10 protein-coding genes are annotated in these 12,656 nt (G+C 52.8%); 5 read left to right on the forward strand and 5 right to left on the reverse strand.

Going from position 1 to position 12,656, the window contains the following annotated elements; all coding sequences use genetic code 11:
- Window positions 1-7 precede the first annotated feature (7 nt).
- Together orn and glgP are read left to right on the forward strand one after the other, a co-directional pair.
- Window positions 8-562, forward strand: coding sequence for an oligoribonuclease (gene orn, locus NMUL_RS03765; RefSeq protein ID WP_011380071.1), 555 nt, complete (start codon window positions 8-10; stop codon window positions 560-562).
- A gap of 81 nt (window positions 563-643) precedes the next feature.
- Window positions 644-3,202, forward strand: a complete 2,559-nt coding sequence (glgP, locus tag NMUL_RS03770; protein WP_011380072.1) for an alpha-glucan family phosphorylase — start codon at window positions 644-646, stop codon at window positions 3,200-3,202.
- 74 nt (window positions 3,203-3,276) lie between these two features.
- Here glgP and glgA read toward each other — a convergent pair whose 3' ends face one another.
- The 4 genes from glgA to NMUL_RS03790 form a co-directional block, all read right to left on the reverse strand.
- Window positions 3,277-4,767 (reverse strand): glycogen synthase GlgA, encoded by a 1,491-nt coding sequence (gene glgA, locus NMUL_RS03775; RefSeq protein WP_011380073.1) that lies wholly within the window; start codon window positions 4,765-4,767, stop codon window positions 3,277-3,279.
- Between the two features lie 217 nt (window positions 4,768-4,984).
- On the reverse strand, window positions 4,985-7,225 hold the full coding sequence (gene glgB / locus NMUL_RS03780) for a 1,4-alpha-glucan branching protein GlgB (protein ID WP_011380074.1): 2,241 nt from the start codon (window positions 7,223-7,225) through the stop codon (window positions 4,985-4,987).
- 64 nt (window positions 7,226-7,289) lie between these two features.
- Window positions 7,290-7,454, reverse strand: a complete 165-nt coding sequence (locus tag NMUL_RS15905; protein ID WP_167535552.1) for a hypothetical protein — start codon at window positions 7,452-7,454, stop codon at window positions 7,290-7,292.
- 156 nt (window positions 7,455-7,610) lie between these two features.
- Window positions 7,611-7,832: a hypothetical protein gene (locus NMUL_RS03790; RefSeq protein ID WP_041352371.1), complete on the reverse strand. Its 222-nt coding sequence runs from the start codon at window positions 7,830-7,832 to the stop codon at window positions 7,611-7,613.
- A gap of 373 nt (window positions 7,833-8,205) precedes the next feature.
- Between NMUL_RS03790 and glgC the strand changes: the two genes are divergently transcribed.
- Window positions 8,206-9,483 (forward strand): glucose-1-phosphate adenylyltransferase, encoded by a 1,278-nt coding sequence (gene glgC / locus NMUL_RS03795; protein ID WP_011380075.1) that lies wholly within the window; start codon window positions 8,206-8,208, stop codon window positions 9,481-9,483.
- Between the two features lie 44 nt (window positions 9,484-9,527).
- Entirely contained in the window at window positions 9,528-11,228 is a 1,701-nt protein-coding gene (locus NMUL_RS03800) for a glycoside hydrolase family 57 protein (protein WP_011380076.1), read from the forward strand.
- A gap of 159 nt (window positions 11,229-11,387) precedes the next feature.
- Here NMUL_RS03800 and NMUL_RS03805 read toward each other — a convergent pair whose 3' ends face one another.
- On the reverse strand, window positions 11,388-11,801 hold the full coding sequence (locus NMUL_RS03805; protein WP_011380077.1) for a hypothetical protein: 414 nt from the start codon (window positions 11,799-11,801) through the stop codon (window positions 11,388-11,390).
- Window positions 11,802-12,326: 525 nt separating this feature from the next.
- Here NMUL_RS03805 and fdxA point away from each other — a divergent pair.
- Entirely contained in the window at window positions 12,327-12,650 is a 324-nt protein-coding gene (fdxA, locus tag NMUL_RS03815) for a ferredoxin FdxA (RefSeq protein ID WP_011380078.1), read from the forward strand.
- Window positions 12,651-12,656: the final 6 nt, after the last annotated feature.

The following is a 12,656-nucleotide window of genomic DNA, read 5'->3' on the forward strand; positions in this document are numbered from 1 at the left end:
TTCAATTATGACACAAGACAATGGCCGTCTCATCTGGATCGATATGGAAATGAGCGGGCTCAGCCCGGACAGGGACCGCATACTCGAAATCGCTCTGGTCGTAACGGATTCGCAGTTGGAGGTTCTTGCAGAAGCTCCGGTGCTGGTCTTGTCGCAATCCGAGTCGGTGCTCGAGGGAATGGATAGCTGGAACAAATCCACGCATGCAAAATCGGGCCTGGTGGAAAAGGTGCGGGCATCCGGGCTGACGGAAGCCGAAGTGGAAGTCCATATGATTGCTTTTCTTCAAGAACATATTTCCGCCGGAGTTTCGCCAATGTGCGGCAATTCGATCTGCCAGGATCGGCGTTTTCTGGCACGCTGGATGCCTCGGCTGGAAGCCTATTTCCATTACCGGAACCTCGACGTAAGCACTTTGAAGGAACTGGCAAAACGCTGGAAGCCAGAAATTCTGGCGGGCGTGACGAAACAGTGCAAGCATGAAGCGCTGTCGGATATATACGACTCCATTGCGGAGCTGAAATATTACCGTGAACATTTCATGCAGGCGGTAGAGCCATGAGTCGGACCGATATAAAAAAATCCCGGGACTAGGCAGGCTATTTCCGTACCTCATTTTTCAACTTCTCAGGAAAGATTGAGCATGTCGAAAGGCACCTTGTTTACCATTGCTGTCACCCCGAAGATACCGCCTCGGCTGGCACGTCTCGAAGACCTTGCCAACGATCTGTGGTATAGCTGGGATCGAGCCACGCGCTCGCTGTTCTCACGCCTCGACCCAAGTCTGTGGGGAGCCGTCGGGCATAATCCGAAGGCTTTCCTCAAGCGGGTGGATGAAACGCTGCTGCTCAAGGCAGCCGAAGATCAGGTTTTCCTGGCCAATTACAATAGCATAGTATCCGCTTATGACTATTATCATTCGGAGACGTTGTGGAATGGCATCGATGCGAGCCTGAATCCGAGCGACAAGATCGCCTATTTCTGCTTCGAATTTGGTTTTCATGAGAGTTTCCCGATTTATTCGGGAGGACTTGGCATTCTGGCAGGGGACCACTGTAAGGCCGCCAGTGACTTGCGCCTGCCATTGATCGGCATCGGCTTGCTCTACCGTCAGGGATATTTCTTCCAGACGATCGATAACCAGGGGAATCAGCAGGTCATTTATGCTGATTCGGATTTTTCGGATTTGCCTGTTGCGCCCGTTCTGCGGGAGGATGGATCTGAAGTAAGAATAAAAGTGGAATTGCTGCAACGCCCGGTGGCGATAAAGGTCTGGCGGGCAAAAATAGGACATGTAAGTCTGTATCTGCTGGACACGGATCTCCCTGAAAACTCACCCGGCGATCGCGACATCACACATCAGCTCTATGGGGGGGACAGAGTGATGCGCATCGAGCAGGAGATCGTGCTTGGCGTGGGCGGGATCCGCGCTCTACGAGAAATGGGCATCGAGCCGACGATATGGCATATCAATGAAGGCCATGCGGCTTTCATGATGCTCGAGCGCATTCGCGGCCACGTGCAGCAAGGCCTGGATTTTCCCGCGGCGCTCGAAGCTGTAGCCGCAAGCACCGTATTTACGACTCATACGGCAGTGCCGGCCGGCCACGATCACTTCAGCGACGACATGATGAATGCCTATTTTGAGCCGTTCTATCGTGATCTCAAAATTACACGCGAGGACTTTCTCGCGCTTGGGCGTGTCCCGGGGAGTGATGATTTCAACATGACCGATCTCGCCATCCGGGCTTCGCGCTATCAGAATGGTGTAAGCAAGATCCACGGGAATGTATCTGCGCGCATCTGCAAGGATGTATGGCCGCAGATCGAGCCGGAAGAAAATCCGATGTCATACATCACGAACGGAGTGCATGTTCCCACGTTTCTCGCGCAGGAATGGGCCGACCTGTTCGACCGCTACCTGGGATACGAGTGGCGCAATAACATGTGCGATACAGAATACTGGTCGCGCATCGATACCATTCCTGATCATCTATTCTGGAGTGTCCGGCAAACTCTGAAATCCCAAATGTTCTATGGCATACGCGCGCGCCTCACCACGCAGAATGCCCGGAATCATGGTTCCGAAGCGCATCTTGACCGGCTTCTGCGCTTTACCGATCCTATTAATCCGAACATCCTGACACTCGGCTTTGGCCGGCGCTTCGCCACCTATAAGCGCGCGACCCTGCTATTCGAGGATCTCGATTGGTTGCGCAGAATCATGCTTGACCAGGAACACCCGGTGATGATCGTCTTTGCCGGAAAAGCGCATCCTGCCGACGTGCCTGGACAGGATTTGATCCGGAGAGTGAGCGAGATTGCGCGAATGCCCGAATTCGAGGGCCAGATTCTCCTGGTCGAAGATTATGATCTCCGCCTTGCCCGTCGTCTGGTGGCCGGCGTGGACGTATGGATCAACAGTCCCGTGTATCCATTGGAAGCAAGCGGAACCTCAGGCATGAAGGCAGGCATAAACGGAACCATCAATCTGAGCGTCCTCGATGGGTGGTGGGGGGAAGGCTATGACGGAAAGAATGGCTGGGCCATCAAGCCGGGACCCGAGAATATGGATGCAGTGCGTCGCGACAAGGAGGAAAGCAAGGATTTTTATGAAACGCTGCAGGATCACGTAGTCCCCCTTTACTATAACCGCGATAAGCTGGGCTATTCTTCGGGCTGGGTAAAGATGGCCAAGAACTCGATGAAGTCGCTGTTGCCGCGTTACAACGCCACCCGCATGATAACCGAATACACCATGAAGTTTTACCTGCCGGCAAAAAAGCAGGGCGCGCTTTATGCGGCGGATGACTTCAGCAATGCAAGGAAGATAGCCGCTTGGAAAGCGTTCGTAAGAGAAGCATGGCCAGGGGTTACGATCCGACGCCTGGATAAGCCTTTCAGCCAGATCAGCTTCGGGGAGGCAGTGGATTTTCGTGTTGCCGTCCGGTTGAACGGGTTACATCCGGAGGATGTGGTGGTCGAACTGCTGATCTGTCGTCGATTGAAAAAGACTACGCTATGCTCGTTCAAGCACGTCCGCTTCCAGTTCAGGGGTATCGAGGAAGAATCGGCGGAGCACCTGTTCGAACTGGACCATACGCCCGATTTGTGTGGCAAGCTGGACTACTATATCCGGGTTTATCCCTATCATGCCTTATTGACCCATCCATTCGAGATGGGCATGATGGTGTGGCTGTAGGTTTCCTCATCTGCCCCTGTCTTCTTCTCTACCTGCCTCTGTCCGTCGTGCAGATAGGGTCCTTGCGTTGGGGCCTATCGTTTCTGATTGAGCAGCGACAGGTAGATTTTCCGGTAGTCGGTTGCGCTGGCACGCCAGCTGAAATCCTGTACCATACCATTTCGCATCAGACGATCCCAAACCGGTTTGTCCCGATACGCCGCAACAGCCCTCTCCAATGCCCCCAGAAAGGCCTCGGGTGTCAGTTCATGAAATACGAAACCCGTGGCGGTTCCATCAGCCAGGCTCTCCGCCGTGCAGTCAACCACGGTATCGAGCAAGCCGCCCGTTCCATGAACGAGGGGAGGAGTGCCATAGCACTGGCTGTACATCTGATTCAGGCCACAGGGTTCAAATCTTGATGGCATCAGGAAGCAGTCAGCCCCTGCCTCTATCAGATGCGCGAGTTTTTCGTCAAAACCGATACGTACCGCCATTTTTCCGGGATGATTTCTTGCCATCCGCATCAGCTCCTGCTCCAGCATCGTCTCGCCACTCCCCAGAATAACGAGTTGCCCGGGTATGTCAATCAGTTGTGTGATGATCCGCAAAAGCAGATCATAGCCTTTCTGATAAGTGAGGCGGCTCACTGCGCCAAACAGCGGAACATCAGGATCGACGGTAAGCCCTAGTTGCTGTTGCAGCGCTGCCTTGTTGATGACTTTGCCGGACAGATCATCCATCGAATAGTTTTGCTCAAGATGGGGATCATTGACAGGATTCCATTCATCGGAAATGCCGTTCACGATGCCCGTGATGTGCTCGTGCCGCAGGGAAAGCAGTCCCTCCATTCCAAAACCGAGAGGCGCAACCTGAATCTCCCTCGCATAGGTAGGACTTACAGTGACGATATGGTCGCAATAGTAGAGCCCGGCCTTGAGGAAGGACATGCCTCCATAATATTCCACCCCTTCGGTATGGAAGCTGGTCTGAGGCAATCCCAGTTGAGATACAGTCTCGGGAGAAAACACCCCTTGAAAAGCGAGGTTATGAATCACCATCAGAGATGCTGCCTTTGTTCCCTTATGGAAATGGAGATAGGCAGGTACCAGGCCGCTTTGCCAGTCATTGCAATGAACAACGTCCGGATGCCAGTCCAAAGGGCTGGCGTCGCTTGCCAGAATGGCGCCGATTTTTGAGAGAAGACCAAAGCGTATCGCATTATCGGGCCAGTTGTGCCCCTGGGGGTCGGTGTAGGGACCTCCGTCACGCCGGTAGAGTTCCGGGCAATCAATAATGAACAGTGGAACATTGCCAGAGGCGCCAAATGGCAACCTTGCCGATAGCAGTGTTGCTGCCGGAAATGAGGATTGAGCGGCAAACTCCGCTATCTTCTGCTTGTTTTTCAATCCATTGAGTATCTGGGGATAGCCCGGAATGAGTATGCGCACATCCATTCCGAGTTCACTCAAGGCGGTGGGCAAGGCGGCGCTCACTTCCCCCAGCCCTCCGGTTTTGTTAAGAGGGTGAATCTCGGGTGTGATGAATAGAACGTCGAGGTGCGGATAGGATTGTGCAGGAGTCATGGCTTTTTCCGTTTACTGTTCATTGTGGGGAGCTGGACTTAACTCGGGCGGGGAGCATAGGCATATCGCTATGGGGCGCCCGTATGCTGAGGACCATTATTGATTATTGCCGCAGCATTACCAGGGAAACTCTAAACAAAGCCTCCGTCGCGCCTGTGAGGGATTTGTTCAGGGGTTCCCAGGGCTATGGACTTGTCTCGAGGATCAACCTGCTCCCTTATCCGTCGGTGTTGATTGCAGGCAGATCAGTATGAACGAAAATGAGCCCGGCAAGCGGCGGCAGGGTGATAACAATTGAATCCATCCGTTCCATGGAAGGCTGGCCGGTGGTGCGGATACTTCCCATGTTACCGAGATCGCTGCCCCCATAGTAACGAGAATCGCTATTGAAGATTTCCTGATAGCTTCCCGATGTGGGCACCCCGATGCGGTAACGGTAGCGTGGCACCGGCGTAAAATTGAGTACCACCAGAGCAAACGAACCGTTTCGTGCAAAGCGCAGATAACTGATCACAGAGTTATCCGCGTCGTGACAATCCACCCACGAAAAGCCTTCCGGCTCGAAATCACGTTGATGCAGTGCGGCGACGGCACTGTACAGTTGGTTGAGGTCTCGCGCTGCCATTTTTACTCCCTCATGCCAGCCATCGCCTAACTGATACCAGTCGAGTTCGCGCGATGAATTCCACTCACGCCCCTGGGCAAATTCATTCCCCATGAAGTTGAGTTTTTTCCCGGGATATGTCATCTGATAGGTAAACAGCAGGCGCAGGTTGGCGAATTGTTGCCATGCATCTCCAGGCATCTTGCCCAGAAGCGAACCTTTGCCGTGAACCACTTCATCATGGGAGAACGGCAGCACAAAGTTTTCGCTGTATGCGTATAACTGCCCGAACGTCAACTGCTCATGATGGAAACGCCGGTAGACGGGATCATTGCGCATATACACCAGAGTGTCGTTCATCCAGCCCATGTTCCACTTCATGGAAAAACCCAGCCCGCCGACATAAGTCGGACGGGATACACCCGGCCATGCAGTGGATTCCTCGGCAAGTGTCAGCGCCCCCGGAAATTCCTGATGCACCATGATATTCAGTTCACGCAGAAAATCGATGGCTTCCAGATTCTCCCTGCCTCCATATCTGTTGGGCAGCCATTCACCCGGAAGTCGCGAATAGTCGAGATAGAGCATGGAAGCGACAGCATCGACACGCAGCCCGTCAAGATGAAATTCCGATAGCCAGTAGTGGGCGCTGGAAAGGAGAAACGATTTCACCTCATTGCGTCCGTAGTTGAAAATGTGCGTGCCCCAGTCCTGATGCAGTCCCATGCGTGGATCCTCATGTTCATATAGGGCACTCCCATCGAATCGGGCCAGGGCGAAAGCATCCTGCGGAAAATGTGCGGGGACCCAGTCCAGGATTACACCGATTCCCTCCTGATGACAGGCGTTGATGAAAAATTTCAGGTCGTCCGATGTGCCGTAGCGACTGGTTGCGGCAAAATAACCCGTCGTCTGATAACCCCAGGATTCATCGAGGGGATGCTCCGAAATAGGGAGCAACTCGATATGCGTGTATCCCATTTCCCGCACATACGGGAGCAGGTGATCGGCAAGTTCCCGGTATGAATAAAAACTTCCGTTCGCGTGCCGTTTCCATGACCCGGCATGAACTTCATAAATATTGAGCGGGGTGGCAAGCCAATCCCATACTGCGCGCTGAGCCATCCAGCGCGCGTCGCCCCATGTCATCCTGCTGGCGGATGGGGCACGGGCAGCAGTGCCGGGACGTACTTCATAATGGCGCGCATAAGGATCCGTTTTGAGAAGGATCGCGCCGGTATCCCGATTCCGGATTTCATATTTATAAAATGAATCCGTCGGCACGCCGGGGATAAACAATTCCCATACTCCGCTCGCGCCGTGGGAGACCATGGGATGGATACGTCCATCCCAGCGGTTAAAGCTTCCGACCACACTGACGCGCTCCGCATTCGGTGCCCAAACGGAAAAACGAACTCCGGCAACCCCTTCCATTTCCACCAAATGAGAACCGAGCATCCTGTAAGCCTGATGCAAGCGGCCTTCGTTGAACAGATACAGGTCATGTTCCGAAACTTGTGGAGGGAACGCATAGGCGTCATAAATATCATACACATGTGCGGGTGCTTCGAAGGAAGCCTCTTCGATGCGTAGCTGATAAGGCAGAGGCAGGGGTATAAGTCCCCACCATTCAAAAACTCCGGCAGGATGGGCTCTTGTCATGCTTTCGAAACCGTCATCCGTGTTGATCCAGATGCTTGCAGCATGGGGATGGAAGGCGCGCACCACCCAATGTCCATGTTCCACATGGGGGCCAAGGAAACTGAAAGGATCGTGCAGGCGTCCAGCCAGCAGGGCATGCAACCTAGGGTCTCGCTTGATGGAGGGGCGCTGTATTGTAGGATACGCTCGCATGTATCGATTATAACGTGGATAGTCAGGGTAGCGAGGGCGGCAACTGCATACGAGCAGGACCGATTTACACAATGGGCGCGAGATTTTTGCCAAGAAACTGCGAGAGCAGAGCGTGGAGCTGGAAGCAACGCTGCAGTTTTCGCGGGGCATCGTCAGGAAGGTCGAACGCAATATTGCCTGTCATATGGCAAAGGGCAGAGAGAATATGTTCAAGTTCGCGCTCAGTCATGATGCACTGGAGCAGGCCTTGCATTGCCGGTGGCGCATATCGTTGTCCATTTTCACTGCATACGCGCAGCGTGTTCCGTGCTGCGGGAGTTTTCCAAATCGGGGCTGCGTCAGTCCGGGCAATTGCGAGCCTTCTCGGATTTGGGATCGTCTCTTTTTAATGATCAGTACATAAGTAGGAGAGAACGTTGTCGTCCTGCTCTAGCATTTCTTCCAAGTGGGCCGCGTTCTCTTCTTTCACGTCGATAAACGCCAGATCATGCTTACCGTTATAGCGCTGGACCGCATCTCGCCACGAGCCGTCGCATGCAAGGGCTAGAGCATTTACTGCAAAAGACTTCTGATTGTTGGCGAAGATGATTTTGTAGCTTCTGGCCACTTTGCTTCTCCTCTTGATTTGGCTTGGTTAATCGGTTGCTGCAGGATTCACACTGCACAGGAACATGATTGTTGTCCCAGGAGGGAAAGAGGGATATTTTAGGAGCGGAGAGATGTCCAAAATCGCGCTAACAGCTTATCGCGCATCCCTGCACAATAATTTTTTCGCTATGCTATTTTAGCCCGTTCCGCAATGACTTTGGCAATCTCAGGCTTGGCCTGGGGGCACTCCATGAGAGGAGCAGGCGGAGAAGAAACAGTCAGGCCAGACAAGGCGCTTGCGCTTCCTTCAATTTAGCTGCAGAAAACTGCTGCAACTGCAGTAATATAATGATAAAAGAGTCGCCCATGCGACAATTCAAGGGAGGTTGTGAATGAAATTGCCGGCTGACTTGCGCTCTTATAGCCAGATCACACGTAATTCAATAGCAATGATACTGGCCGGCGGCCGTGGCACCCGGCTGCGGCAGTTGACCGATTGGCGGGCGAAACCTGCGGTTCCTTTCGGCGGCAAGTTTCGTATCATCGATTTCCCTCTTTCAAATTGCGTGAATTCCGGTATTCGCCGCATTGGTGTCGCAACGCAATACAAGGCGCAAAGCCTGATCAGCCATATCCAGCAGGGATGGGGGTTTCTTGACGGACGGTTTCAGGAATTCATCGAACTGTTGCCGGCACAACAGAGAACCGAAGAAAGCTGGTATCAGGGAACAGCGGATGCCGTATACCAGAATATAGACATCCTGCGGAGTCATAATCCGGATTACGTACTGATCCTGGGCGGCGATCACGTCTACAAAATGGATTATGCCAAATTGCTGGCCGATCACATTGCGAAATCCGCCGAGATGACCATTGCCTGTATCGATCTTCCTCTGGAAGAGGCGAGTGCTTTCGGAGTCATGAGTGTAACCAAGGACGGAAGGGTGACAGATTTCACCGAAAAGCCTTCAGTTCCCACAGCGGTTCCAGGTCGTCCGGGCTATGCACTTGTCAGCATGGGAATATACGTTTTCAACGCTGATTTTCTTTTCGATCAGTTGATACGTGATCACGACGATCCGAACTCGTCGCATGATTTCGGCAAGGATCTGATCCCGCATCTTGTTCCACGGAGCCGTGTGTTCACCCACCGCTTCTCGGACAGTTGCGTGAACATGGTTTCTGGCGTACCGTATTGGCGCGACGTGGGGACAGTCGAGGCGTATTGGGAAGCCAATCTCGACCTGGTTCAGGTGACGCCCGATCTGAACCTGTATGATCAGGACTGGCCTATCTGGACGCACCAGGAGCAGCTACCTCCGGCCAAATTTGTCTTTGATAATGATGATCGGCGAGGGCAGGCGCTGGATTCCATGGTTTCCGGAGGTTGCATTATCAGCGGGGCAACCGTGCGCCGCTCGCTATTGTTTTCCAATGTGCAGGTGCGAAGTTACAGCGTGCTTGAAGACTCGGTGATATTGCCGAACGTGGATGTAGGTCGAAACGCACGGTTGAGGCGGGTAGTGGTCGACAAGAACTGCATCATTCCTCCCGGTCTGGAGGTGGGATTTGATCCGGTGGAAGACAGAAAGCATTTTTATGTGACGGAAACGGGTGTTACGCTTGTCACTCCGGAAATGCTGGGGCAAAAGATACATTACGTAAGATAATAGAAACGGAGCTGGATAAGGTTGATCAAACAGGTGTGCGAGATATGCAACCAGTACAATTAGTCTTGCTGTGGCACATGCATCAGCCGGATTATCGCAATTACGAGACCGGCGAATTCATGCTCCCATGGGTATACCTGCATGCGATCAAGGATTACAGCGATATGGCTGCTCACCTTGAGGCTCATCCCCACATGAAGGCGGTGGTCAATTTCGTGCCGGTATTGCTCGATCAGCTCGAGGACTATGCCACCCAGTTTGCTTCCGGAGAGATCCGGGATCCGCTGTTGCGGTTGCTGGCTATCCCCAGCCTGGATGACGTTTCCGAAGAAGATCGGTTACGCGCCTTCGACAGTTGTTTTCGCAGCAATCATCTGACCATGATGCAGCCATATCCCGCGTACAAACGCCTGTACGACATCCATGAAATGTTGAGGGAATACGGAGATGGGGAATTGACCTATCTTTCCGGCCAGTATCTTGCGGATCTGCTTGTCTGGTATCACCTGGCTTGGACGGGTGAAAGTGTGCGGCGAAGCAGTGAGGTTGTGATCCAGTTGATGACCCAGGCGAAGGGTTTCAGCTATGCAGACCGAATGCAGTTGCTCGATGTGATCGGAGAGGTTGTGCAGGGCTTGATTCCTCGTTATCGCAAGTTGGTGGAGTCGGGGCAGATCGAGCTTTCCACCACACCGCATTACCATCCGCTCGCACCCTTGCTGATCGATTTTTCATCCGCTCGCGAAAGTGTGCCGGGTTCGGCTCTGCCGATCGAACCGGTTTATCCCGGCGGGCGGAGCCGCGTCGCATCCCAACTGGTTTCCGCCATTGAAAGCCATGCCGCGCGTTTTGGCGCAAGACCCGAGGGAGTATGGCCGGCGGAAGGAGCGGTATCGGCACCGCTACTTGAGATACTGGGTGAAAAAGGTTGCCAGTGGTGCGCCAGTGGCGAAGGGGTGCTGGCGAACAGTTTGCGTCACTCCTATCCGGGCGAGCCTCTGCCGGAGAGGAGCCGCTTTCTTTACCGGCCATATCGGGTTGACGGCAAATCAGGCGATGTCATTTGCTTCTTCCGGGACGAGAAGTTGTCGGACATGATCGGTTTCGAATATGCCAAGTGGTTTGGTCGGGACGCTGCCGAGCACCTGGTGCGATCTCTGGAGGAGATCGGGCACAGCGCATTGCCGGGAGAGAAACCGGTGGTGAGCGTGATTCTCGACGGTGAGAATGCCTGGGAATACTATCCTTACAATGGATATTATTTCCTCAATGATCTGTACGAAATTCTGGAAAACCATCCTTCCATCCATTCCACGACCTATCGCGACTATATCGCGTCCGAGAACGAGAAGGAAGCGGCCCGCCTGCCGCTTCTGACCGCCGGCAGCTGGGTGTATGGAACTTTCTCCACCTGGATCGGGGATCGGGACAAGAACCGTGCGTGGGATCTGCTGAGCGCCGCCAAGCACAGTTATGATCTTGTCATGCAAAGTGGGCGCCTGACCCCTGACGAAAGAAAGAAAGCGGAGCGGCAGCTTGCGTCCTGCGAAAGCTCCGACTGGTTCTGGTGGTTGGGGGACTATAATCCGCCTTACGCGGTATCGAGCTTCGACCAGTTATTCCGCGACAATCTTGCCAATCTTTATGTCCTGCTGAAATTGCCCGTACCCATTTCCATCACTGAGCCAATCAGCCACGGAGGAGGAGTGCATGAAACGAGTGGTGCGATGCGGCGTGCTTCCTGAGTAGTCCTGCTTTTATTCCTTGCTTCTATTCCTGCTGGGAAGCAAAGCGGGGAAGGTTTTTCGAAGCGGCGCGATGCCAATCCATTCCCCGCTTTTGAGATTCATGCTCTACGCGTCAGGTTTACTGCCCTGCAGCGGCCTTAAATAACACCGCGGACTTCAGCAATGCTCGTTTTTTGTCGGAGGGATGCAGAATGTATCTTCCGCGAGCTGTATTGCCATTCCCCGATAGGATTCGGCTTCCTTGATATGGGCCTTTGCGGCATTGTCGTATTTGCGTGCCAAGGCATGAGCATGCCCTTGCAGATCTTGAGCTTGCCTTCCATAGAGATAGCTTTTAGCCTTGTACTGCTCAAGCAGCCGTTTTTGCTCCTGCGCTTTGGTTTGCATTTCCTTTGCTGCATCTTCGTGGTTCTTTGCTCTGGCCTCATAATCATTCAGAGTTATAGCATTATGAATCTTCTTGGCATCCGCATCCTCCGTCGCTTCTGCAAATGAAACCGCTGTCGTCAACAATGCGGTCACAATAGCAAAAATATATGAAACAGCAACGAGCTTTGCTTTTTTCATCATTGTTCCCTTCTTGGTAATCAATCGGTTAATTGTGATTTTTTTGTTATGTTTTTGTTATTTTAAAGTGAAAACAGCTTTTTGCCCATCAAGTTCCTCCAGGTAATTTTTCTCGATGGGGAATTCGAGACTTGTTGTTGGCCTTTTTGGATTGAGGACAACAGGGGGCAGGGAGAGCCAGAAAAATAGCCTGACGATTAAAAATCTACAAAGGAACTGTATAGCCGAGATGAAATAACCTTTCATCAGTCATCCACAAAGCAATCTCCGCATTTCCGCCACTCCCTTCTCCTGCCCGGCAATCGTCTCTTGCAGGAGCAGATGCCAGTCAGTAATACACCTTTCCTTCTCCTTTTCCATATCCGGCAGACTCTCCCGAGTCCAGCCCTATCCGGTGACAGGGCAGAGTGAGGCCACAGGTCTTAAACCCATGATTGCAGTATGGTTCGGGGTCTTGGGGGTTATAGTGGTGTTCATAAAATTTCTGGTAAAATTGCGGATTCTCCAAGAGCTCAGCAAGGATCTGTCATGACTTATGTAGTAACTGAAAGTTGTATCAAATGCAAATACACGGATTGCGTAGATGTGTGTCCAGTGGATTGCTTTCGGGAAGGGCCCAATTTTCTGGTGATTGATCCTGACGAGTGCATCGACTGCACTTTGTGTGTAGCTGAGTGCCCGGTAGAGGCTATTTACTCTGAGGACGATGTGCCGGGAACTCAGCAGCATTTCATTGCACTCAATGCCGAATTATCCAAATCCTGGAAACCTATCATCGAGAAAAAGGATGCGCTGCCTGATGCCGACGATTGGGCAAAAGTGACGGAAAAACTGGAAAAGCTGGAACGCTGATTCAAT

It is taken from the genome of Nitrosospira multiformis ATCC 25196, assembly GCF_000196355.1.
In the GTDB taxonomy this organism is placed as follows: Bacteria; Pseudomonadota; Gammaproteobacteria; order Burkholderiales; family Nitrosomonadaceae; genus Nitrosospira; species Nitrosospira multiformis.